Source organism: Micromonospora sp. R311 (assembly GCF_056780015.1).
In genome coordinates this window covers 1-22,297 of sequence record NZ_JBSWCE010000035.1, presented here as the reverse complement: position 1 = coordinate 22,297, position 22,297 = coordinate 1, and the positions used below count along the sequence as shown (strand labels likewise).

At 75.2% G+C, this 22,297-nt stretch carries 25 protein-coding genes; 12 read left to right on the top strand and 13 right to left on the bottom strand.

Going from position 1 to position 22,297, the window contains the following annotated elements; translation table 11 throughout:
- Positions 1–14 precede the first annotated feature (14 nt).
- Together AC1WTP_RS26215 and AC1WTP_RS26210 are read left to right on the top strand one after the other, a co-directional pair.
- Positions 15–305 (top strand): hypothetical protein, encoded by a 291-nt coding sequence (locus AC1WTP_RS26215; RefSeq protein ID WP_481651930.1) that lies wholly within the window; start codon positions 15–17, stop codon positions 303–305.
- Between the two features lie 10 nt (positions 306–315).
- Positions 316–1,587, top strand: coding sequence for a cupin domain-containing protein (locus AC1WTP_RS26210; RefSeq protein WP_481651929.1), 1,272 nt, complete (start codon positions 316–318; stop codon positions 1,585–1,587).
- 26 nt (positions 1,588–1,613) lie between these two features.
- On the opposite strand, the gene AC1WTP_RS26205 is transcribed toward AC1WTP_RS26210, so the two are convergent.
- The 5 genes from AC1WTP_RS26205 to AC1WTP_RS26185 all read right to left on the bottom strand — a co-directional run bounded on the left by AC1WTP_RS26205 (position 1,614) and on the right by AC1WTP_RS26185 (position 6,738).
- Positions 1,614–2,279 (bottom strand): hypothetical protein, encoded by a 666-nt coding sequence (locus AC1WTP_RS26205; protein WP_481651928.1) that lies wholly within the window; start codon positions 2,277–2,279, stop codon positions 1,614–1,616.
- On the bottom strand, positions 2,276–4,957 hold the full coding sequence (locus tag AC1WTP_RS26200; RefSeq protein WP_481651927.1) for an FtsK/SpoIIIE domain-containing protein: 2,682 nt from the start codon (positions 4,955–4,957) through the stop codon (positions 2,276–2,278). Before AC1WTP_RS26200 ends, AC1WTP_RS26205 begins: the two co-directional genes overlap by 4 nt.
- Positions 4,950–5,939 (bottom strand): hypothetical protein, encoded by a 990-nt coding sequence (locus AC1WTP_RS26195; RefSeq protein WP_481651926.1) that lies wholly within the window; start codon positions 5,937–5,939, stop codon positions 4,950–4,952. Before AC1WTP_RS26195 ends, AC1WTP_RS26200 begins: the two co-directional genes overlap by 8 nt.
- Positions 5,940–5,948: 9 nt before the next feature.
- On the bottom strand, positions 5,949–6,209 hold the full coding sequence (locus tag AC1WTP_RS26190; RefSeq protein ID WP_088993708.1) for a hypothetical protein: 261 nt from the start codon (positions 6,207–6,209) through the stop codon (positions 5,949–5,951).
- 151 nt (positions 6,210–6,360) lie between these two features.
- Positions 6,361–6,738, bottom strand: a complete 378-nt coding sequence (locus tag AC1WTP_RS26185; RefSeq protein WP_481651925.1) for a hypothetical protein — start codon at positions 6,736–6,738, stop codon at positions 6,361–6,363.
- Between the two features lie 149 nt (positions 6,739–6,887).
- Between AC1WTP_RS26185 and AC1WTP_RS26180 the strand changes: the two genes are divergently transcribed.
- The 3 genes from AC1WTP_RS26180 to AC1WTP_RS26170 are packed head-to-tail and all read left to right on the top strand — an operon-like array spanning position 6,888 to position 9,981.
- The gene (locus tag AC1WTP_RS26180) at positions 6,888–9,440 is read left to right on the top strand and encodes an ATP-dependent Clp protease ATP-binding subunit (protein WP_481651924.1); all 2,553 of its coding nucleotides are present in this window, start codon (positions 6,888–6,890) and stop codon (positions 9,438–9,440) included.
- A 14-nt stretch (positions 9,441–9,454) separates the two neighbouring features.
- Entirely contained in the window at positions 9,455–9,631 is a 177-nt protein-coding gene (locus AC1WTP_RS26175) for a hypothetical protein (RefSeq protein ID WP_481651923.1), read from the top strand.
- Entirely contained in the window at positions 9,631–9,981 is a 351-nt protein-coding gene (locus AC1WTP_RS26170; protein ID WP_481651922.1) for a DUF3140 domain-containing protein, read from the top strand. Before AC1WTP_RS26175 ends, AC1WTP_RS26170 begins: the two co-directional genes overlap by 1 nt.
- 63 nt (positions 9,982–10,044) lie before the next feature.
- Here the strand turns inward: AC1WTP_RS26170 and AC1WTP_RS26165 are convergent, their stop codons facing one another.
- From AC1WTP_RS26165 to AC1WTP_RS26155, 3 genes are all read right to left on the bottom strand, one after another.
- A complete protein-coding gene (locus AC1WTP_RS26165; RefSeq protein WP_481651921.1) occupies positions 10,045–10,290 on the bottom strand; it encodes a hypothetical protein in 246 nt (81 codons plus the stop codon).
- A 19-nt stretch (positions 10,291–10,309) separates the two neighbouring features.
- Positions 10,310–11,317, bottom strand: a complete 1,008-nt coding sequence (locus AC1WTP_RS26160; RefSeq protein ID WP_481651920.1) for a LysR family transcriptional regulator — start codon at positions 11,315–11,317, stop codon at positions 10,310–10,312.
- Positions 11,318–11,419: 102 nt separating this feature from the next.
- Positions 11,420–12,013, bottom strand: coding sequence for a hemerythrin domain-containing protein (locus AC1WTP_RS26155; RefSeq protein ID WP_481651919.1), 594 nt, complete (start codon positions 12,011–12,013; stop codon positions 11,420–11,422).
- A gap of 102 nt (positions 12,014–12,115) precedes the next feature.
- Between AC1WTP_RS26155 and AC1WTP_RS26150 the strand changes: the two genes are divergently transcribed.
- Both AC1WTP_RS26150 and AC1WTP_RS26145 read left to right on the top strand, forming a co-directional pair.
- Positions 12,116–13,444 carry a M20/M25/M40 family metallo-hydrolase gene (locus AC1WTP_RS26150; protein WP_481651918.1) on the top strand — a complete coding sequence of 443 codons (1,329 nt, stop codon included), beginning with the start codon at positions 12,116–12,118 and terminating at the stop codon, positions 13,442–13,444.
- A gap of 61 nt (positions 13,445–13,505) precedes the next feature.
- Entirely contained in the window at positions 13,506–14,162 is a 657-nt protein-coding gene (locus tag AC1WTP_RS26145) for a hypothetical protein (RefSeq protein WP_481651917.1), read from the top strand.
- Between the two features lie 78 nt (positions 14,163–14,240).
- Here the strand turns inward: AC1WTP_RS26145 and AC1WTP_RS26140 are convergent, their stop codons facing one another.
- The 3 genes from AC1WTP_RS26140 to AC1WTP_RS26130 form a co-directional block, all read right to left on the bottom strand.
- The gene (locus AC1WTP_RS26140) at positions 14,241–14,432 is read right to left on the bottom strand and encodes a DUF5703 family protein (RefSeq protein ID WP_447138332.1); all 192 of its coding nucleotides are present in this window, start codon (positions 14,430–14,432) and stop codon (positions 14,241–14,243) included.
- Positions 14,433–14,576: 144 nt separating this feature from the next.
- Positions 14,577–15,407: an SseB family protein gene (locus AC1WTP_RS26135; protein ID WP_481651916.1), complete on the bottom strand. Its 831-nt coding sequence runs from the start codon at positions 15,405–15,407 to the stop codon at positions 14,577–14,579.
- Positions 15,404–15,823 (bottom strand): YbaB/EbfC family nucleoid-associated protein, encoded by a 420-nt coding sequence (locus AC1WTP_RS26130; protein WP_447138334.1) that lies wholly within the window; start codon positions 15,821–15,823, stop codon positions 15,404–15,406. Before AC1WTP_RS26130 ends, AC1WTP_RS26135 begins: the two co-directional genes overlap by 4 nt.
- A gap of 95 nt (positions 15,824–15,918) precedes the next feature.
- Here AC1WTP_RS26130 and AC1WTP_RS26125 point away from each other — a divergent pair, with 95 nt between their 5' ends.
- The 3 genes from AC1WTP_RS26125 (at position 15,919) to AC1WTP_RS26115 (ending at position 18,296) form a co-directional block, all read left to right on the top strand.
- The gene (locus tag AC1WTP_RS26125) at positions 15,919–16,251 is read left to right on the top strand and encodes a hypothetical protein (protein ID WP_481651915.1); all 333 of its coding nucleotides are present in this window, start codon (positions 15,919–15,921) and stop codon (positions 16,249–16,251) included.
- Entirely contained in the window at positions 16,248–17,309 is a 1,062-nt protein-coding gene (locus tag AC1WTP_RS26120; RefSeq protein ID WP_481651914.1) for a WXG100 family type VII secretion target, read from the top strand. Before AC1WTP_RS26125 ends, AC1WTP_RS26120 begins: the two co-directional genes overlap by 4 nt.
- A gap of 81 nt (positions 17,310–17,390) precedes the next feature.
- On the top strand, positions 17,391–18,296 hold the full coding sequence (locus AC1WTP_RS26115) for a hypothetical protein (RefSeq protein WP_481651913.1): 906 nt from the start codon (positions 17,391–17,393) through the stop codon (positions 18,294–18,296).
- An 8-nt stretch (positions 18,297–18,304) separates the two neighbouring features.
- Here the strand turns inward: AC1WTP_RS26115 and AC1WTP_RS26110 are convergent, their stop codons facing one another.
- Positions 18,305–19,276, bottom strand: coding sequence for an aldo/keto reductase (locus AC1WTP_RS26110; RefSeq protein ID WP_481651912.1), 972 nt, complete (start codon positions 19,274–19,276; stop codon positions 18,305–18,307).
- A gap of 244 nt (positions 19,277–19,520) precedes the next feature.
- On the opposite strand from AC1WTP_RS26110, the gene AC1WTP_RS26105 reads away from it, so the two are divergent.
- Positions 19,521–20,573 (top strand): LLM class F420-dependent oxidoreductase, encoded by a 1,053-nt coding sequence (locus AC1WTP_RS26105; RefSeq protein ID WP_447138339.1) that lies wholly within the window; start codon positions 19,521–19,523, stop codon positions 20,571–20,573.
- Positions 20,570–21,406 carry an undecaprenyl-diphosphate phosphatase gene (locus AC1WTP_RS26100; RefSeq protein WP_481651911.1) on the top strand — a complete coding sequence of 279 codons (837 nt, stop codon included), beginning with the start codon at positions 20,570–20,572 and terminating at the stop codon, positions 21,404–21,406. Before AC1WTP_RS26105 ends, AC1WTP_RS26100 begins: the two co-directional genes overlap by 4 nt.
- Positions 21,407–21,828: 422 nt before the next feature.
- On the opposite strand, the gene AC1WTP_RS26095 is transcribed toward AC1WTP_RS26100, so the two are convergent.
- Positions 21,829–22,297, bottom strand: a 469-nt coding sequence (locus tag AC1WTP_RS26095) for a hypothetical protein (protein ID WP_481651910.1), incomplete at its 5' end; no start/stop codon positions are given.

The window sequence follows — 22,297 nt, the reverse complement described above, 5'->3', positions numbered from 1 at the left end:
CCGAGGGAGCACCCATGGCACTCAACGACGACGACATGCAGACCACCGGCGGTGGCGGCCTCGAGGGCCCGGCCGACGGCGGTGCGACCCCCGGCCAGCAGGACGGTGGCGCCGACGGTGGTGCCGACCGCGGCGCCGAGCGGGGCGCCGACCAGGGTGCCGACCAGGGCGCCGAGGGCCCGGCCGACGGCGGCGCCACCCCCGGCAAGCAGGACGGCGGCGCCGACGGCGGCGCGGAGGGTCCGGCCGACGGCGGGGCCACCCCGGGTCAGCAGGACGGCGGCGCCGACGGCAGCGCCGGGTGACGGAGCGCCCGTGACGACCCTCGACCCGCCGGGCGGCCACGGCCGTCCGGCGGTTCCGTCCGCGACCGCCGCCGCGGCGCTGGCCCGCTGCGTCTCGGTGGAGCCGGCCAAGTTCGCCGCCGCGCACTGGGGACACACTCCGCTGCTCTCCCGCGCCGACGAGCTGCCCAACCCGGCCGGTTTCACCGATCTGCTCAGCCCCGCCGACGCCGACGAGCTGCTCAGCCGGCGTGGCCTGCGTACGCCCTTCCTGCGGATCGCCAGGGACGGCCAGCTGGTGCCGGCGGCGCGGTTCACCGGCGGCGGCGGGGCCGGCGCCGAGATCGCCGACCAGGTCCTCGACGAGCGGGTGCTGGAGCTGTACGCCGGCGGCGCCACCCTCGTCCTGCAGGGCCTGCACCGCACCTGGCCGGCGCTGATCGACTTCACCCGCGAACTCGGCGCCGCCGTCGGGCAGCCGTTGCAGGTCAACGCCTACCTCACCCCCGCCGGGAGCCAGGGCTTCGCCACCCACTACGACACCCACGACGTCTTCGTGCTCCAGGTCGACGGCCGCAAGCACTGGCGGATCCACCCGCCGGTGCTGCCCGACCCGCTGGAGAAGCAGCCCTGGGGCGGCCGGGCCGACGAGGTCTCGGCCACCGCCGAGGGACCGCCCACACTGGACGTGGTGCTCGCCCCCGGCGACGCGCTCTACCTGCCGCGCGGCTGGCTGCACAGCGCACAGGCCCAGGAGTCCAGCTCGCTGCACCTGACCGTCGGGGTCCGGGCGCTGACCCGCTACGCGCTCGTCGAGGAGCTGCTCGCGCTCGCCGCCGAGGACCAGCGGCTACGCGCCACCCTGCCGTTCGGCGTCGACGTGGCCGACCCGGACGCCATCGAGCCGGAACTGACCGAGACGGTGGAGGCGTTGCGCGACTGGCTGCTGCGCGCCGACCCGGCCGCGGTGGCCGGTCGGCTGCGGCAGCGGGCCTGGCCCGCCGCCCGGCCCGCGCCGATCCGCCCGCTCGCCCAGGCGGCCGCGCTCGCCGCCCTGGACGCGGCGAGCCGGCTCGCCCCGCGGCCCGGGCTGCGCTGGCAGCTCGCCCCGCAGGGCGACACGGTCGCGTTGCGGCTGTTCGACCGGACCATCACCCTGCCCGGGCAGTGCGCGCCGGCGGTGCGCGCCCTGCTCACCGGCGCGGTCAGCCGGGTCGGTGAGCTGCCCGGCCTCGACGACGACGCCGACCGGCTGGTGCTGGCCCGCCGGCTGCTGCGCGAGGCGGTCCTCGTCCCCGCGTGACACCCGGCACCGGCGAGCCGCGCCGGTCAGCGGCCGGCGACCAGCAGCACGACGGTGGTCACCAGCCCGGCGGCGAGCACCACGGTCATCGGCCGCGGGCTGAGCACCGCGTGCCGGCGGTCGGCCAGCAGCTTCGCCGGCACCAGGCCGACCAGCGGCCCGAGCAGCGTCACCACCAGCGCCAGCACCGGCATCCCGACCGCGAGGTCGCCGCCGTTGCGCTCGCCCACCGTCCGGGCCGCCACCCCCAGCGCGTACGTCAGCGTCGCGCCGGCCACCCCGCAGAGCGCCAGCAGCGGGTTCACCGAGCCCGGCAGGTCACCCGGGCGGCGGGTGCGGTTGAGCAGCTCCCGCACCCCGTCGAGCAGCCGCGCCGGGTCGCCCGTCGCGCCGGACGTCGGGGCGGGTGGGCCGCCCAGCCGCCGCGCTCCGGGGCCGAGCCGGTCCCGCAACTGCTGCCACAGGTGGGCCGCCTCGGCGTCCACCCGCTCCTGCGCCTCGCGCGCGTCCACCAGCTCCCGTTCGGCCCGCCGCAGCTGCTCGGTGGCCTCGGCGACGGCCCGCTCGGCCGCCGCGCACTGCTGGTCGTACCAGGCGTGCGCCTCGGCCCGGTGGCCCTGCACCCGCGCGGTCAGCTCGGCCAGCCGCCGCACCTGCGCCGCGTACGTCTCACTGCTCACCGGCTGGTTCACCGCGACGGTCCGTAGGGGATGATCACCTGGCCGGTGCGGTGCACCGCCCGGTCGAAGAAGAGCCCGCGCCAGGGGCGGGGGTACCAGTCCGGCCCGCCGGTGCCCGGGTAGAGCGACGACCCCAGCTCGCCGCCGTGCGTGTCCAGCGCCACCCAGGCTCCGATCTGGTCGGTCCGTGCCGCCGGCCCGCCCAGGTCGGCGCGCATCCGGGCCACGCCCCGCCACCAGGCCAGCACGTGGGTGCGCCGCTCGGGGCCGTCGTGCAGGATCCGGCGCAGGTGCTCCAGCCCGGTCCGCCGGCCGACCCGCGCGCCCAACGAGCCGGCCGCCGCGTCGACGGCGAAGAGCAGCAGGTAGTGCGGGGTGCCGGTGGCGCCCGGCGCGCCCAGGCCGTCGGCCGTCTCGGCCATCAGCTCGGCCACCGTCTCCTCGTCGTACCAGGCCGCGTCGTCGGCCAGGTCCTCGTAGAGCGACCGGGCCGCCGGGTCGGCGTCCGGGTCCAGGCAGGCGATGGAGAACCGGGCACTGCCCGGCCGGTGCTGGCGGGCCAGCGACCGGGCGGCGGCGTCCAGCACGGCGCACGCCTCGTCCACCCGGGTGCCGAGCACGGCCAGGTTCCGTCCCGGCGCGCGGGGCAGCCGCAGCGCCGCCGAGCGGGCCTGCACGTCGATGATCTCGCCGAGCAGCGCCACCGGGTTGCGCAGCGTCCCGGTCTCGGGCGCCGTCAGGGCCCGGAAGTCCGGCGCGTCGGCCAGCCGGGGGATCGCGTCGCCGTCGAAGAGCCGGGCGGGTGCGGCGTCCTGCGGGCGCATCCGCCACAGCCGGTGCTGCAGCTCGCTCCAGGTCTCCCAGTCGCTGGCCGACGGGATCCGGGCCACCTGGTTGCCCTCGGCCATCCCCGACTCGGCGTTCACCACCGCGTGGTGGCGCGGCAGCGACTGCGCGGCGTCGTTGCGCTCGGCGAGGATCCGCAGCGCCTTGGGCAGCGCGATGCGGAGCGTGAACTGGGCGACCAGCGCCGGCCGCCCCCACAGCGCCTCGATGCCGCGCACGTCCTGCGAGGCGAGCACCAGGTGGATGCCCTGCGACCGGCCCCGGCGGGCCAGGTCCTCCAGCAGGTCGGCCGCCTCCCGGGCCACCACGTCCCGGCTGGCCAGCAGCATCTGGAACTCGTCCACCACCGCCACCATCCGCGGCCAGCGCCCGGTCGGGTCCACCGCGCGCAGCTCGGCCAGCTTGGTCACCTCGTGCTTCTTCGCCGCGTCCGCCCGCCGGCGCAGTTCCTCGGCGAGGAAGCGCAGCAGCGCCAGCCCGAACTCCCGGTCGGTGTTGACGTTGATCCCGACCAGCCGCATGTGCGGCAGCCAGCTCGGGTCCCGCCGGCCCTGCGCGAACCGGGCGAAGGACACCCCCTCCTTGAAGTCGAGCAGGTAGAACTCCAGCTCGGTGGGGGAGTAGCGGGCGGCCAGCGCGCCGATCCAGGCGAAGATCAGGTTGGTCTTGCCGGTTCCGGACGGCCCGCCGATCAGCGCGTGCGGCGGGTAGTCGCCCAGGGTCAGCAGCACCGACCGGCCGTCCGGGCCCTCGCCGATCGGTGCGGTCAACCCGCTTGCGGAGTCCTCCTGCCACATCCGCTCCGGCGGCGGCAGCAGGTCGGTGAACGGGGTCGGGGCCGGACCGGCGTTCACCCGCGCCGCCAGCTGCCGGCAGGTCTCGGTGACCAGCGTCGCCGGCGGCGGCGGGTCCAGCCGTACGGGCAGGCCGGGTGGGGCGCCGACCCGGGCGCCGTCCGGCTCGGCCAGCACCCGGGTCACCGTCGGGTCGTCCGGCAGCGACACGCCCCGGACCACCAGGTGCACCCCGCACGCCGCCCCGGTGCGGACCACCCGGTCGAGCTGACCGCGCTCGTGCCGGGACGGTTCGTCCCCGCCGAGCAGCACCGCCACCCGCCACGGCTCCGGGCGCCGGCCGGTCGCCGCGGCCAGTTCGCGCAGCGAGCCGTACTCGCCGGCCAGCACGGTCTCGTTGATCCGGCGGATCTGCTCCACCAGGTCGTCCAGCAGTCGGCCCAGCCCGCCCGGGCCGACGAAGGTGAGTAGCCCGGCGGTGCCGAGCGGGGCGAACCCGGCCAGCCCGCCGCCGAGGTGCTCCGGGTCGTAGCCGACCAGCCGGACGCTGCCCGGGTCGGCCCGGCCGACGGCGCGCAGCAGCAGCGCCGACACCACCGCCTCGCACCCGTCCCGGTCGGCACCGGTCAGTTCCACGTGCCCGGCGTCCAGCAGCGGCACCAGCGCGGGCACCGGTTCCGCGCCGGGGATGCGCAGCGTGCCGATCCGCAGCGCGCCCGGCGGCTCGGTCCGGCCGGGCGGGGTCGGCCGCCAGCCGGCCCAGTCGGCGGAGGCGGCGCCGGGCGACTCCCGCCCGGCGGCGGCCGCGGCCCGGCGGGCCAGTTCGGCGATCCGGGCGGCGTGCCGTTCGTCGATCTCGGCCAGCCGGCGGTCCCGTTCCGCGCCCACCCGCTGCGGCACGGCCGCCGCGGCCCGCTGGATCCGGGCCAGCCGCTCCCGGCCGGCGGTCAGGTCGGCCTGGGCGGCGGAGAGCCGGGTGCGGGTGGCGCCGAGCGCCTCGCCGAGCGTCTCCCGGACCCGGGTGACCAGTTGGGCGCGCCGGTCAGCCATCGGTGTCCCGGCGCCGGTCCCGGCCGGTCGCGGCGTCCGGGCCGCCCTGCCGCGGCACGTCCGGGGTGTACCGCGCGGCACCCGGGCCGGTGCGGTGCGGGGCATTCCCGGGCGGCGCGGCGGCGGCCGGCTCCCGCCCGGTCCCGGCCGGCAGGTCCCGGCCGAGCCGGGCCAGCAGCACCCCGGTCAGCACCCCCGCCGTGACCGCCGGGTCGGCGGCGTGCGGTTGGTCCCGCTCACCGCGCCTTGGCGGCGGCATCCGGCAGACCCGGGTCAGCAGGGTGTCCAGCACCGGCGCCGGCAGGCCGGGCAGCAGGTCCCGCACCCGCCCGTCCACCTCGCGCCGCAGCCGGCCCAGGTCGTCCGCGCGGGGCGGGTGTCCGAGCAGCTCGCCGGCCAGGTCACGGAGCAGCGGCGGGGCCACCGCCGCCAGGCCGAGACCGACGTCGGCGTGCGCCCGGCGCAGCTCGGCGTGCAGCCGGTCCCGGTCGCCGGCGCGGACCCCGCGCACCACCCGGCGCAGCAGTTCACGGGAGTCGCCGACCCGCTCGTCCGGCCCGTCCGGCGGCCCCTCCCGCCCCCCGGTCAGCTCCGCCACCCGCACCGCCCACCAGCGGCGCAGGGTCACCTCGCCGGCCGGCTCGGGGCCGGCGGCCACCGGCGGTGCCGCGCCGGGCGCGTCGTGCCGCGGGCGGCTGCGCGGCTCGTCCCGGGGTGGCGGCGCGCCATCGGCCAGCCCGATCGCGGCCAGGTACGCGGCGAGCTGCTCCTGGGCCACCCGCAGCGCGTAGTTGGCGGTCTCGGCGTGCTCGGTGGCGGCGGAGAGTTCCGGCACCCCCATCGGGTTGGCCGACTCCTGCCGCACCCAGCTCAGCCGCTCGGCGGCCAGGCCGAACTTCTCCAACGCCTGGCCCAGCAGGCCGAGCGGCAGCTCCTCGGCGGCGGCCCGGACCTGCGCGCCGACATCCTCCACGATGGACATCGCGGGCGCCTAGAGGGCCGCGACGTAGAGCTGTGCCTGCTCGACCGCGACGAGTGTGGCGGCGAGGCACTCCTCAAGCTCCTGGCTGGCCTGGGTGAGCGAGGCCTGGGCCGCCTCGACGGTCTCGTGCCCGCTGCCCTCCAGCGCCCCGGCCAGGGTCTGCTGCGCCTCGGCCAGCTTCTCGCCGGCGGCCTGCACGGCGCTCTGGCCGTCGCCGATCTGTTGCAAAGCGACATCGATGGCTGCCTTGAGCTCGGCGACGCTCGCCACGGCGGAACCTCCTGGGGGCGGGGAGGCCTCCATTAGAGCCTATCCCGTTGGGTGAGAGAACAACCGCCCTGTCAGTGTTCCTGCCTCCCTGACCGGTTGTCGACACCGAGCGCCGGGAGTCCGATTGGTGAGACCCGTGGCGGCCGGCGGCTCAGTCCCGCAGCCACCGCGGGCCGTACACCTCGGCCCCCAGCGCGGTGACCCGTTCCCGCAGCTCACGGTCGGCGGTGACGACCAGCCGGCGGCGTTGCGGGGCGGCCGCGGCGAGGTCGACGATCGCGTCGTCGCCGGACCGGTCGGCGGCGAGCACCCGCACCCCGGCCACGGACGGCACGTCCCGCGCCGCGCCCTCGACGACCAGCACCACCTCCACCGGCGGCGGCAGCCGGTCGGGCAGCCCGGCCGCGGCCACCGGGGCCAGCGCGTCCCGCAGCCGGGCGGTGGCGCCGGCCCGGTCCCGCCACCACCCGTCCGGGCGCGAGCCCACCACGTTGGCGGCGTCCACGATCAGCAGCGGCGTCGGGTCCATGCCGCCAGCGTGCCACCCGCCGCCGGGGCGCCGGCGCCGGCCCGCCGGGCCGGCAGGTGCCCCGCCGTGGCACCCGTGCGGCGTTTGTCGGGCCGGCCGCCGGGTAGCCCCTGGCGACCGTGCCGCGCGCCCGACTGCGGAGGACAGACATGATGGGACCCGGTGACTTCGGCTCCGACCCGTGGGACGAATTCCTGGCCCGCTACTTCGGCCGGGGTGAGGGTGGGCGCCGACCCGCGCACCGGGTCGACATCACCCGGCTGATGACCGCCGATGCCCGGGAGATGCTCGCCGACGCCGCGCGGCGCGCCGCCCAGCGGCACAGCACCGACCTGGACACCGACCACCTGCTCTGGGCGGCGTTGCAGCGCGAGCCGCTGCGCGACCTGGTCCGCCGGGCCGGCGCCGACCCGGACACCCTGCTCAACGCGCTCGGCGGGCGGGGGGACGGCGCGCCGCGCGGGGAGGTGCCGCCGAACCTGTCACTCACCCCGGCGGCCAAGCGGGCGCTGCTCGACGCCCACCAGCTCTCCCGGGCGATGGGCGCCAACTACATCGGCCCCGAGCACATCCTGATGGCGCTGCCGCTGAACCCGGAGTCGCCGGCCGGGCGGATGCTGGCAGCCGGCCGGATCCAGCCGGAGTCGCTGCAGGCCGCCAACGCCGAACGCGGCCCGATGGCCGGGCCCCGGCCGGACCGCGGCACGCCCACCCTCGACCAGTACGGCCAGGACCTCACCGACCTCGCCCGCAACGACCAGATCGACCCGGTGATCGGGCGGGCCGACGAGATCGAGCAGGCCGTGGAGATCCTGTCCCGGCGGACGAAGAACAACCCGGTGCTGATCGGCGAGGCCGGCGTCGGCAAGACCGCGATCGTCGAGGGCCTCGCCGAGCGGATCTGCGACGGCGACGTGCCGCAGACCCTGCTCGGCAAGCGGGTCGTCCAGCTCGACCTGGCCGGCCTGGTCGCCGGCACCCGCTACCGGGGCGACTTCGAGGAACGGCTGAAGAAGGTGATCGACGAGATCCGGGCGCACCGGGAGGAGCTGATCATCTTCCTGGACGAGATCCACACCCTGGTCGGCGCGGGCGGGGCGGGCAGCGAGGGCGGCATGGACGCGTCCAACATGCTCAAGCCGGCGCTGGCCCGCGGCGAGCTGCGGGTGATCGGGGCGACCACGCTGGACGAGTACCGCAAGAGCATCGAGAAGGACGCCGCGCTGGCCCGTCGCTTCCAGCCGGTGTTCGTGCCGGAGCCCAGCGTCGAGGACACCGTGGCCATCCTGCGCGGCCTGCGGGACCGCTACGAGGCGCACCACCAGGTGCGGTTCACCGACGAGGCGCTGGTCGCGGCCGCCGAGCTCTCCGACCGGTACGTCACCGACCGGTACCTGCCGGACAAGGCGATCGACCTGATCGACCAGGCCGGCGCGCGGGTCCGGCTGCGCACCCGCACCCCGGCCGCGGACGTGCGCGAGCTGGAGCAGCAGCTCGACGAGGTGCGCCGGGACAAGGAGCAGGCGGTCACCGACGAGCAGTACGAGCGGGCGTCCACGCTGCGCGACCGGATCTCCGAACTGGAGGACCAGATCCGGCGGGCCCGCGGGGACGAGGGCGCCTCGCAGGTGCCCTCGGTCGGGCCGCAGGAGATCGCCGAGGTGGTTTCCCGGGCCACCGGGATCCCCGTCGCCCAGCTCACCGAGGAGGAACGGGACCGGCTGCTGCGGCTGGAGGGGCAGCTGCACGAGAAGGTGGTCGGCCAGGACGACGCGGTGACCGCGGTGGCCGAGGCGGTCCGCCGCTCGCGGACCGGGCTGGCCGACCCGGACCGGCCGATGGGCAGCTTCCTCTTCCTCGGCCCGACCGGCGTGGGCAAGACCGAGCTGGCCCGGGCGCTGGCCGAGGCGCTCTTCGGCGAGTCCGACCGGATGGTCCGGGTGGACATGAGCGAGTTTCAGGAGCGGCACACGGTCAGCCGGCTGGTCGGCGCCCCGCCCGGCTACGTCGGGTACGAGGAGGCCGGCCAGCTCACCGAGGCGGTGCGCCGCCGCCCGTACGCGGTGGTGCTGCTCGACGAGATCGAGAAGGCCCACCCGGACGTGTTCAACATCCTGCTCCAGGTGCTCGACGACGGCCGGCTCACCGACAGCCAGGGCCGGACGGTCAACTTCAAGAACACCGTCCTGATCATGACGAGCAACCTCGGCTCCGAGCTGATCACCGGCACCGGGCGCGCGGTCGGCTTCGGCGCCGGCGCGGAGGGCGGTGACCAGGAGCGGGACGAGCTGCGCGAGCGGCTGATGCGCCGGCTCCAGGAGAACTTCCGGCCGGAGTTCCTGAACCGGATCGACGAGGTGATCATCTTCCGCCGCCTGGAGGCCGAGCAGCTGCGCCAGATCACCGGGCTGATGCTGGAGGAGACCCGGCGCCGGCTGCACGCCCAGGACATCCAGGTGGACTTCACCACCGCCGGCATCGACTGGCTCGCCGAGCACGGCTACCAGCCGGAGTTCGGCGCCCGCCCGCTGCGCCGGGTGATCCAGCGGGAGGTCGACAACCACCTGTCCCGGATGCTGCTGGAGTCGGCGATCTCGCCGGGCCAGAAGGTCACCGTGGACGCCCGCGACGGCCAGCTCGCCTTCGACGTGGCCGCCGGCGAGCGGGGCTACACCGCGGCGACGACCTCGCACCCGCGATGACCGAAGGGCGGACCATGACCGAACCGGAGGAGAGCCGGGACGAGAGCGAACGCACCGATCCGATCGTGGCGCCGCCGACGGCGAACCCCGCCCGGGTGCGGGTGCCGCCGGAAGGGCTGGGTCGACGGACCGAGGACGACGAGGAGGGGGACCCGGGTACGTCCGGGCCGCCGCCCGGAGAGGAGGGCTGATGGTACGAGAGCAGCGGCTCGATCCCGAGGTGGAGGTGCTCTGGGACGACTTCCACGCCCAGGTGAACGTCCCGTCCGAGCAGCTCCGGCAGTGGCTGCTGACCCGCGGCTCCGGGGAGGAGTCGTTCGGGCCGGACCCGGACCTCGACCTGCCCGAGCCGGGCCGGCAGATCCTCCGGGTGCTGAGCAAGCGCAAGGTCGACCTGACGCCGGACGACATCAAGGTGATGCAGGACGCGATCGACGAGATCCAGAACCTGCTGGAGGCCAAGCCACCGCGCGGCAACGCCGACGACGAGTGGCGGCACGCCCTGCTCGACCTCGGCCACGACGTCCTCGTCGAACGCTGAGACACCGCACGACGTCGTCGTCACCCCGACCGGGTGACGACGACGTGTCGTGGTCGGGCCCGGTCAGGTGCCCTGGTCGGATTCGAGGCTGCCGATGGTGAGACCCGCGGCGTCGGCGGCGGCCTCGCGGTCGGCGCGCTGGCGCTGCTCGCGGGTGAGCAGGTTGGCGTACTCGGTGATGTCCGACGCGGTGGGCACGTCCGGCAGGCGGCGCAGGAAGGACTCCACGTCCTGGGCGGCGGCGGTGTGCGCGGCGGCGGCCCGGAGCATCGGCTCACGGTCGCCGGCGGCGGGGTCGAGGTCGGTCATGCCGGGCAGATACCCGCCGTCAGGCGGTTCGCACCCCGCGCGCCCCGGCGACCGGCCGGGCCGCCGCCGGACCGCGCACCCCGAAGTCCGGATTGCGCAGCAGCCAGGCCAGGTACGCCGGGTGCGGCGCCAGCGCGTCGGTGTACGCGGCCAGCGCCGTCTCCAGCACCAGCTCGGCGCCGAGCGCGGCGGGGGAGTCCGGGTGCCAGCCCAGCATCAGCCGCCAGCGCAGCGGAGTCCCGGCCAGCCGCCGGGTCACCAGGCCGGCCACCGGGCGGAAGGTGGCCTGGCACAGCGCCACCGCCTCGCCGGCGTCCACCAGGTCCACACAGCCGCGCACGTCGGCCTCGTACACCTTGCGCGGGGTGAAGCCGGCGCGGGCGCAGGCGGCGGCGAAGCAGTCGCCGAAGCAGCCGTCGCCCGGCGCGGCCACCCACTGCTCGTGGCGCAGGTCCACCAGGCGCACCTCGTCCCGGTCGGCCAGCGGGTGGGTCTCCGGCAGCAGCACCAGCACCGGGTCCACCGCCACCTCCCGCCAGCTCAGCCCGAACTCCGCCGACGGCGTGGAGTCGCCGCACACCCCGCTCAGCGCGTAGTCGAGGCGGCCGCCCGCCACCAGCTGGGCCAGCTCGTCGACCGACCAGGAGGCGTACGTGCTGATCTGCGCCTGCGGTTGCTCGGCGGCGAGCCGGTGCACCAGCCGGCCGAGGATCGGGCTGTTCACCCCGCCGAAACGGTACCGCCGGGGCGCGTCGCCGGCCCCGGCCAGCCGGGCCGCCTCGTCCTGGAGGCCCTTCATCGCCGGCAGCAGGACCCGGGCCCGGGCGAGCACCAGCTCGCCGAGCGCGGTGGGTCGGGCGCCGCGGCGGTCCCGCTCGAACAGCGGCCCGCCCAGGGTCCGCTCGATGCGCTGGAGCTGGGCGGTGAGCGCCGGCTGGGCCAGGCCGAGCGTCGAGGCCGCCTTGGTCACGCTCCCTGTCTCCGCGATCGCGCAGACCACCCTCAGGTGTCGCAGCTCCAGATTCATGAAGTGACGGTAGGTCCACCGGGCAGCCTGCGGGAAGGGCCCGTACGGATCAACGCTTTCCGATATGTGCGGGCCCGGCCGGACGGTGCGGCCGACGGCCGGTCATCCCTCGGGCGGCCCGGGCAGGTCGGCCAGGTAGGTGGGCCGGCCGGAGACCACGTCGCGCACCTTGTCCACCACACCCACCGCCGGCTCGACGATCCGGTTCCACGGCGGTGTCGCCGGGGTGGCCGGGTGCGGCCGGGTCGGCGCGGCCTCCTCGGCGATCTCCAGCCGGTTGCCGAGCCGGATCAGCTCCTCGGTGGTGGCCACCTCGCGCAGCTCCGCGACCAGCGCGTCGACCCCGGCCACGTGCCGACGGACCCGCTCGGCCACCTCGGCCAGGCCGGCCGCCTCCCTGAGCGCGGTGAGCAGCCCGGCGTCGGCCTCGATCTCCCGGTCCACCCGCGCCGCGGCGTCCGGCCGGGCGGCCCGCACGGCGGGCAGCAGGTACTGCTCCTCGGCGGACAGGTGCCGGGACAGCGCGGCGGTGAGCACCTGCACCCCGTCCGCCGGCGGGTCCTGCGCTCCGGTGAGCCGGTCCACCAGCTCCAGCAACTGGCGATGCTCGCCGGAGACGATGTCGGCGATGCTGCGCCCACCCGGCCGGTAGCTCTCCTCGGGCGCGGGCGGCAGCGGCGGCAGCGAAACGGTCATGGTGCCCTCCTCGGGTGGCGGGCGGCGGTGGGGGTGCGGTCGCGTCCGGCGGTACCCGGCGGCGTCCGCGCCGAAACCGCAGCCGGCTGGTATGAAGATGCGATGACGAGCGACGCCGCCTCCGCCCGACCCGATCCCGCCACCGAGGTCGTCGACCTCTGCCGCGACCTGCTGCGGATCGACACCACCAACACCGGGGACAACGACACCAGCGTGGGTGAACGCCGCGCCGCCGAGTACGTGGCGGAGAAGCTGGCCGAGGTGGGCGTCGAGCCGGTGATCCACGAGTCCGCGCCGGGCCGGGCCAACCTGGTCGCCCGCATCCACGGCGCCGACCCGGGGCGCGGGGCGCTGCTGGTGCACGGCCACCTCGACGTGGTGCCCGCCGACGCCGACGAGTGGTCGGTGCACCCGTTCTCGGGCGAGTTGCGCGACGGCTACCTGTGGGGCCGGGGCGCGATCGACATGAAGGACTTCGACGCCATGGTGCTGGCGGTGGTGCGGGACTGGCAGCGCACCGGGGTCCGCCCGCCGCGCGACATCGTGCTGGCCTACACCGCCGACGAGGAGGCGGGCAGCGACTACGGCGCGCACTTCCTGGTCCAGCGGCACCGCGACCTCTTCGACGGCTGCACCGAGGCGATCGGCGAGGTCGGCGGCTTCTCGTACTCGATCAACGACACCCAGCGGCTCTACCTCATCGAGACCGCCCAGAAGGGCATCGACTGGCTGCGCCTGCACGCCACGGGCCGGCCGGGGCACGGCTCGATGATGCACGACGACAACGCGGTCACCGCGCTCGCCGAGGCGGTCGCCCGGATCGGCCGGCACCGCTTCCCGGTGGTGGTCACCGACACCGTGCGGGCGTTCCTGGAGGAGGTCTCCGACCTGCTCGGCATCGAGCTGGACCCGGACGACCCGGAGACCGCCATCGCCAAGCTCGGCCCGATCGCCAACATCATCGGCGCGACCATCCGCAACACCGCCAACCCGACCCGGCTGGCCGCCGGCTACAAGGACAACGTCATCCCCGGCCGGGCCACCGCGACCATCGACTGCCGTAGCCTGCCCGGCCAGTCCGAGCTGCTGGAGCGGCAGCTGCGCGAGCTGATCGGCCCGGACATCGCGATCGAGTACATCCAGCGCCAGCCGGCGCTGGAGACCACCTTCGACGGTGACCTGGTCGAGGCGATGTCCGCGGCGCTGCGCGCCGAGGACCCGGGCGCCCGCCCGGTGCCGTACATGCTCTCCGGCGGCACCGACGCCAAGGCCTTCTCCCAGCTCGGCATCCGCTGCTTCGGCTTCGCGCCGCTGCGGCTGCCGGCCGACCTGAACTTCTCCGCGCTGTTCCACGGCATCGACGAGCGGGTCCCGGTGGACGGACTACAGTTCGGCGTGCGGGTTCTCGACCGGTTCCTCCGCACCTGCTAGCCGTGCCCGGTGCACACCCGGCCGGGCACGGGCCTCCCCATCGTGAAGGGACTGCACTCACATGACCGACCAGCACGGTGAGCTGGACGCCGCCCTCGAGCGCGTGATCGAAGCGGCCCGCCACCACCTGGCCGCCGTCCGCGCCGCGCAGGGCCGCATCGACGACGACGACGTCTGGCAGGCGTACGTGGCGTTGAACAACGCGTCCTACGCGTACGACGAGCAACTCCTGGACGCCTTCGGCGAGGTCACCCCCTGGGACGTCGAGTCGATCGACCCGGACGAGGCCGATCAGCGCTTCGGCGGCGGCGCGGAGGGCGTGGAGGCCACCGACCCGCACCCACGGGTGATCTCGGTGCGCCAGCGGCGGGACTACCGGGTGCCGAGCGTCTCGGCGCTGGTCCGGGTGGCCGAGGTGGCCCGCCGGGAGGGCACCCCCGAGGAGGACGAGCCCGCCCCGGTGGAGGGCGTCGGCGAGGCGGTGCTGGAGCTGCTGCAGAGCGGCGACGGCTCGCTCGGCGCGCTGGACATCCCGGAGCTGGAACCGCTCGACGGGGTGGTCATGGTCAGCGAGGTCGGCACCCCGGTCGACCTGGAGTCGTTCGACGACGACGACCCGGTCGGCCCGTTCCAGCCGGGCGCCGACGACCGGCTGGTCGGTCGGCTCGACGAGCACCCGTTCCTGGAGCTCGACGACGAGCACGACCACGCCCACTAGGCAGGGCGGGACACCCCGGGGCCCGGCACGGGCTCCGGGGCGCCGCCGACGCGGGACCTCCGCCCCGCGCCCGGGCCGTCAGTACGACAGGCCGGGCTGCGGCTGGTTGATCCGCCGGCGACGCAGCCACACCTGCCGCGTACCGTCCCGGAACAGCCGCACCCGGGCCAACTCCCATCCGGAGAACTCCGCCTGGATCGCCAGCTGCGCCGCGGCGGTCAACCGGTCGACGTTCGGCGGCAACCGCAGCGGCGCGTATTCGTAGTCCATGGGCACTATGCTGCCCAGCCCGGCGGCCGTTCGCCACCCCCCTCGCGGTGACTCGCGCCGCTGCCCACGCCCGGTTTCCGCCGCCCCGCGCCGGCCGTCCGGCGCCGCCGCCCGGGTCGGCTCCGTCCGCCCGGCCGGGACGGGTCAGCCGGCCGGGGCGTTCGCCGCGAGCAGGGCGGCCAGGGCCGGCGCGGCCAGGGCGACGGTGCGGGGGGTGCCCGGGTCGGCCACCAGGCCCCAGGACCGGTCCGGCCAGTCGGCGAACAGCTCGGCGCAGGGCAGCGCGACGAACGGCACCCCCTCGCCGGCGAAGGCCGCCAACGCGTCCGGCGAGGTGAAGACCGGCAGCAGCGGCGCGCCGGCCGGGTCGGTGACCACCGTCCACGGGAAGTCGGCGTCCGGGGTCGGCTCCGCCGCCAGCGGCACGCACACCGTGGCGGCGGCCAGCACCCCCAGGTAGCCGGGAAGGTCACGCCGGCCGGCGGCCTCGGCGAGGAGTTCCGCCACGGGCCGCTCCGGGGCGCCCGCGGCGTCCGGGCCTCCGGGCGCCGCGTCGGCCACCGCCGTCCGTTCGCCGAGCGCCCGGCCCGGCGGGCCGGCCGCCGGCTGGCCGGGTGCCGCGCCCGGGTGACCGGTGGCGGGTTCCGGCGGCAGGGCCCGGCAGGAGAGCGCGGCCGGGTCGTCGGTGAGCACCTCGGCCGCGGTCCGCGCGACGAACGCCGCGAGCCGGTCGAGGCGCTCCGGGGTACGCGACGTCTCGTACCACCATCCGCCGCCGTCGCTGGGCCGCTGCCAGCCGAGCGCGGTCAGGCGTGCCTCGTCGTAGCCGGGGCAGACCAGCCGGACCGTCTCCCGGCGCACCAGCAGGTGCAGCCGGCGGGGGCCGGCGGCCAGCTCCAGATCGGTGTCCCGGTCGCAGCGGGCGAGCGTGTCGCGCAACCGGGTGACGATCTCCGGCCAGCTCGGCGAGGTCATGCCGGCGAGCCGGGCAGGCGGCCGTCGAGCCGTCCCAGCCGGCCGATGGTCTCCTCCAGGCGGCCCATCGCCGAGAAGTCGCCCGGCGTGCCGAACAGCTCGGTCAGCCCGGCGCCGAGCTTCGCGTCGAGGCCCTCGGTGCGCTCGTCGAACTGCTCGGCGGCGGCCGCCTTGGCCCGCCGGTACGCCTCGAGCACCATCTCCGCCAGCGCCTCGGTGCCGACCCGCAGCGCGGTCGGCGCGAGGTTCAGGTCGGTGAGCGCCCCGGTGGCGTCGACGGTCGCGGTGACCAGGCCGCTCTCGTCGGTCGCGGTGCCGGAGAGTTCGGCCAGGTCGTCGCGGAGCCCGGCGAAGCGGCGTTCGATGTCGGCGATCCGTCCGGCGAGCGCGTCGAACGCGGACAACGGGTCAGCCATGAGATTCCTCCCCCGTGGACGGTGGCACCGGGGTGGTGCCCGCGGCCGGCTGATCGTATCTTCGTTGCGCCGGGACATACGGGGGAGGAACGGCCATGCCGCCAGACATCGAGGTCGACGTGCACGCGGTGCGCCGACTGGAGACCGCCGCGAAGCAGGTCGCCAGCTCGCTCGCCGCGCTGGAGAGCCGGATCGCCTCGGCCGGCGACGTGCCGTCGGACGCCTTCGGCCACCTGCCGTTCGCCAGCGACATGCTGCGGGAGAAGTACGCCGAGCAGGTCGAGGGCGGGATGGAGCTGTTCCGCTCGGCCCAGGACGCGTTCGGCCGGGTCGGCGACGCGCTGGCCGGCACGGCGGAGGCGTACGAGCGCAACGAGCAGGACATCGACGCCGGTTTCAAGGCCATCCAGTCCGGGATGCCGCGATGAGCGGGCCGGCCGACAGCGCCGTCCAGCTGTGGAACGGCATCGACAACGCGCTCTCCGGCGTGCACGAGGCGGTCGACAGCGTCTGCCGCACCCTGGCCTGGCCGCTCATCCAGCTCGTCGACATGGTCGACGGTGAGCCGGCGGCGCTGCGCGCCAAGGCCACCGAGTGGGACGGGCTGGCCGCGCAGGTGCGGGAGCTGGCGCAGCATCACCGCGGCGCCCGCGAGGCCGCGCAGGCCGGGTGGCGCTCACCGTCCGGTGAGGCGTACGGGCGCCGACTGGCCGAGGTGGAGCAGCAGCTGCTCGACCTCGGCGAGCAGTTCGCCGCCACCGCCGAATACCTCCGCGGCGTCGCCGACGGCCTGCAGACCGTGCACGACGTGCTGGTGGACCTCTGCGTCGAGTTCGTGAACTGGCTGCTGGTCACGCTGGTCACCGCGCTGTTGATGGCGCCGTTCACCGCCGGGGCGTCCTGGGCGGCCGGCATGGCGCTGGCGGTGACCCGGGGCCTGATCGCGGTCACCCGGGCCCTCAAGGTCATCCGGCCGCTCGCCGCGCACCTGCAGAAGGTCATCCGGCTGCTCCAGCGGGTGCTCTTCCACCTGCGCAAGCTGCGCAACCACCTGGACAAGCTGGTCGACAAGCAGAAGGCGCTGCGCACCGGCCAGAAGTACGCCGACAAGCGGCGGGCCGCCGGGGAGGCGGACAAGTGGTACCACAAGTTCATGGACCCGACGAAGGGCACCTTCAAGCTCGGCAAGTCCGGGTCGCCGTTCGACATGAGCACCTTCGAGCGGATGGGTGTGCTGCGCAGCCACGGCATGGCCGACGGGGCCCGGATGATCGGCCGGGACTGGGCCACCAACCTGCCGTGGAACGTGCCGAACACGGTCGTGCACGGGGTCACCTGGGGCACCGTCGCGGTCGCCAGCGGCCTCTCCGTGCCCGGCGCCGACCAGATCGACGACCAGGTCGACCGGGCGGTGCAGAGCGGCGCCGACTGGATCGACCAGAATGTCTTCGGTCAGCCACCCGCGGAGCAGCCGGCGGGCCGGTGACGGTCGATCGAGGAGGTACGCCGTGAGCGCGAGGAGTGAGCCGGTTCTGCGAGCCCCGCAGTCGCGAACTGAGGTGGCGGCGTGACCGGAGCTGCGCGGGGTCGGCTCGGGCGGCTCACCGATGCGGTGCTCGGCGGGGCGCGGGCCGCCCGGGACAAGGCCCGCGAGCTGCGCGACGAGTTCCGCACCAGCGACGAGCCCGAGCGCGCCCTGGTCGCGCCGTTGGTGCCCGGGCAGCAGGTCCGTTACGTCGGGCTGGCCCCGGTCCGGGCGCCCGAGCTGCACCGCGCGGGCAGTCAGCTCACCGACCGGGTGGCCGGCGAGGTGGCCGAGGCGCTCGACCCCCGGGCGCTGTTCGGCCTGCTCAACATCGTCAACCCGGTGGTCTGGGTGGAGGCGGTGATGACCCCGGTGCGGCTGGCCGCGGGCGTACTCCTGCTCCCCGGCAAGGCCGCCGCGGTCGCGGCCGGCCTGCCCGGGGAGGAGGCGCCGGAAACCGCGCCGCCCCAGCCGGCCCCGGCCCGGGAGCCGCTGCCGCTGACCGAGGAGCAGGAGGCGTTCCGGGCCCTGTTCCGGCTCAGCCGCTACCGCCCGCTGGCCGACCAGCTCGCCGAGATCGCCTACCGGCGGCGGTACGTCTTCAGCGGCGACCTGGCCACCCTCGCCGGCAGCCTGCTGCTCTTCCTGGAGCGCTACACCGGCACCCCGCTCGCCGTCACGGACACCCACCTGCACCTGCTGCGGATGGGTCGCCGCCCGGACGAGGGCCGGCCGGACAACCGCCAACCCCGGCTGCTGTGGAGCGTGGAACGCGGCCGGGTGGCCCGGATCGACTCCGAGGGCGGGGCGCGGCTGATGCAGTTCCCGTCGACCATCGTGTTCGACGACGGGTCCTGGATCCGCGTCGTCAACCCGGCCACCCGGGACGACCAGTCCCGGTTCCTCGCCGCCGTCCAGGGCATCCCCGGCCAGCGCCCGTCGACCTGACCCGCCGGTCAGCCGTCCCGTTCCGGGTAACCCACCGGGACCGCCGACACGTCGTCCAGGGCGGTGGTGATCTCCTCCGGCAACGTCATCCGCTCCACCTGCAGCGCGCCGAGCAACTGGCCGACGGTCCGGGCGCCGAGGATCGGCGCCACCACCCCCGGGCGGTCCCGGATCCAGGCCAGCGCCACCTCCAGCGGGGAGACCCCGAGCCCGCCGGCCGCGGTGGCCACCGCCTCCACGATGCTCGAGCAGCGCGGCTCCAGGTAGGTGGCGACGAACCGCTCGAAGTGCGGCGACGCCGCCCGGGAGTCGGCCGGCCGGCCGTGCCGGTACTTGCCGGTGAGCACCCCGCGGCCCAGCGGCGACCAGGGCAGCACGCCCAGCCCGAGCGCCTCGCAGGCCGGCAGCACCTCCCGCTCCACGCCCCGCTCCAGCAGCGAGTACTCCACCTGCGCGGCCACCACCGGGGCCCGCCCCGGCCAGGCGGCCTGCCAGGTGGCGGCCCGGGCGGTCTGCCAGCCGGAGAAGTTCGACACCCCGACGTAGCGGACCCGGCCGCTGGCCACCGCGTGGTCCAACGCCGCGAGGGTCTCCTCCAGCGGGGTGTCCGGGTCGTAGCCGTGCACCTGGAACAGGTCGACGTGGTCGGTGCCCAGCCGGCGCAGCGAGGCGTCGAGCGTACGCAGCAGGTGCCCGCGCGAGCCGTCGCGCCGGCGGCCGCTGCCCGGCCGCAACCCCGCCTTGGTGGCGATCAGCAGCTCGTCGCGGGGGACCAGGGTGCCCAGCAGCGAACCGATCACCGACTCGGCGTCGCCGTCGCCGTAGACGTCGGCGGTGTCGACGAGGTTGCCGCCGGCGTCGAGGTAACTCTTCAGCTGGGCGGCCGCATCGTCGGCGTCGGTGTCCCGGCCCCAGGTCATGGTGCCGAGAGCGAGCCGCGAAACCGCCAGCCCGCTTCGGCCGAGCGGTCGCTGTTGCATGGGTGAACCTTATTTCGAACCGGGCCCGACGGATATCCTCGCCGCCGTCGAGTCTGCCGGCCCGGCCGGGTGTCCGCTCGGCCCGGTCCCGACTGGTCCGCCCGGCCGCCCGCACCCGCCCGTCCGCCCGACCCGCCGGCGCCGGGGACGCCGAGGTCGGGGCCAAACCGGTGAGCCGGTGATCGGCCCCGCGTCCGGCATTGCGTAACCTGGTGCGACCTGTGGTGCGGATGGGGGAGGACCAGTGCGACTCGGGCTCAGCCTCGGATACCAGACGGCGTGGAGCACGCCAGCCGACCACCTGGCCCTGGCCCAGGAGGCGGACCGGCTCGGCTACTCGGTGGTGTGGGCGGCGGAGGCCTACGGCTCCGACTCGCCGAGCATGCTCGCCTGGATGGCCGGCCAGACCGAGCGGATCGACGTGGGCGCCGCGGTGATGCAGATCCCCGCCCGCACCCCGGCGATGACCGCGATGACCGCGGCGACCATCGACGCCCTCTCCGGCGGCCGGTTCCGGCTCGGCCTGGGCGTCTCCGGCCCGCAGGTCTCCGAGGGCTGGCACGGCGTCCGGTTCGCCAAGCCGCTGGCCCGCACCCGCGAGTACGTGGACATCGTGAAGCTGGCCGTGGCGCGCAAGGAGGTCGCCTACGACGGCGAGTTCTACACGCTGCCGCTGCCCGACGGTCCGGGCAAGGCGCTGCGGCTCGGTTTCCACCCGCCGCGCGAGCACATCCCGATCTACCTGGCCGCGGTCGGCCCGAAGAACCTGGAGCTGGCCGGGGAGATCGCGGACGGCTGGCTGGCCGTCTTCTACGCGCCGGAGTTCGCCGAGGAGCAGCTGGCCTCGGTCCGGGCCGGGCGGGCCAAGGTCGGCAAGGAGTTGGCCGGCTTCGACGTGGTGCCCTCCGTTCCGGTGGTCGTCGGCGACGACATCGCCACCTGCGCCGAGCTGGTCCGCTGGTATGCCGCCCTCTACGTGGGCGGCATGGGTAGCCGGCAGCAGAACTTCTACAACCAGCTGGCCACCCGGATGGGGTACGGTGACGCCGCCCGCGAGGTGCAGGACCTCTACCTGGCCAAGCGGCAGCGCGACGCCGCCGCCGCGGTGCCGATGGAGTTCATCGACCGCACCTCGCTGCTCGGACCGAAGGAGCGCATCGCCGAGCGGATGCGGGAGTACGCCGCCGCCGGCGTCACCACCCTGTCGGTGAGCCTGTTCGCCGCCGACCGGGACAGCGGGGTGCAGACCCTGCGTACCGTCGCCGAGGCGTTCGACCTCGCCGGAGTCGGCGAGTGACCTGGGTCGAAGCCATCGTCCTGGGCATCGTCCAGGGACTGACGGAGTTCCTCCCGGTCAGCTCGTCGGGGCATCTGCGGATCACCTCCGCGATCTTCTTCGACCGGGACGCCGGCGCGTCGTTCACCGCGGTGACCCAGCTGGGCACCGAGGCGGCGGTGCTCATCTACTTCGCCAAGGACATCTGGCGGATCACCCGCACCTGGCTGCTCGGTCTCCGGGACAGGTCCGTCCGCTCCAGCCTCGACTACCGGATGGGCTGGTACGTCATCGTCGGCTCGATTCCGATCGGGCTGTTCGGCTTCCTGTTCAAGGACCAGATCCGTACCGCCGGCCGGAACCTCTGGCTGGTGTCCACCACCCTGATCGTCTTCGCGTTCGTGCTCGCCTTCGCCGAGTACTGGGGCCGGCAGACCCGCACCCTGGAGAACTTCCGGATGCGTGACGGCGTGGTGATGGGCTTCGCCCAGGCGATGGCGCTGATCCCCGGGGTGTCCCGCTCCGGCGGCACGCTCACCGCCGGACTGCTGCTCAACCTGACCCGGGAGGCGGCGGCCCGGTACTCGTTCCTGCTGGCCATCCCGGCCGTGGTGATGTCCGGGATCTTCAGCGTCGGCGACGTCTTCGAACCGGCCGCCCCCGGCACGTCGGTGCCGAGCGTCGCCCAGATGATCGTCGCCACGATCATCGCGTTCGCCATCGGGTACGCGGCCATCGCCTGGCTGCTGCGCTACGTCGCCCACCACACCCTGTACGTCTTCGTGCTCTACCGGGTCGCGCTGGGCACCCTGGTCCTGGCCCTGCTGATGACCGGCACCATCAGCGCCACCTGAGCCCGCACGGCACACCACGGCCCCCGGCAGCACCGGGAGGTGACCGGGGGCCGTCGCCGTCCTGCCCGTGCCTCCACCCGGCCCTGGCGCGCGGCCCGGCTCGGTGGCGCCCCCGGTGTAGACAGCGCCGCCCCCGGGCCAGGTGGGCTCCGGGGGCGGTGCTGGGGTGTCGGTGTGCAGGTCGCCTCTCGGCGAGTGGCGCGACGCGGCTCCAGCCGGACGGTATTCCGCGAAGGCGGTAGTGGTGAGGCCCGGGGACACTGGTCACACCGACACCCCTGTCAACCGGTGGGTGGGTCTGGTTGTTCCCGCGGTGGGGCCCGCCCGATTGCTGGGAAGACGCCGCTGGCCGGCACCCGTGTCGGGTGCCGGCCAGCAGTCCCCCTGTCAGGAATGTCTGTCGGTCAACTGCTCCAGGCTGGTCAGCTGTTCCAGTGCGTGGCGACCAGGTCGGCGGCCTGCTGCTCCCACTGGGCGTAGTGGAACGGGTAGGCCGACACCTGCACGGTCTGGGCGGCCTTGGTCAGCGGCATGTCCTGCCACCCGTCGACCTGCTTCAGACCCTTCAGGAACGCCGTGGTCGAGTACTCCGGGTCGGTGATCTGCTCGACCGTGCCCCAACCCGAGGACGGGCGCTGCTGGAACAGGCCCTGCGAGTCGTGGTCGTTGCGCTCACCCAGGTGACCCAGGTTCTCCAGCTTCGACTCCTGCAGCGCGGTGGCGATGGCCACCACGGCGGCGCGCTCGTCCATGTCGGACTTCTTGGTCGCCGCGATGATCGCCTTCACATTCGCGATCTGCTCGTCGTTGAGCTTGATGTGCGACTGCTTGCCCTGCACGCCGTGCGGGATGAGCGTGGCGGTGTCGGGCTTGTCGGCCTGGATCATGGCG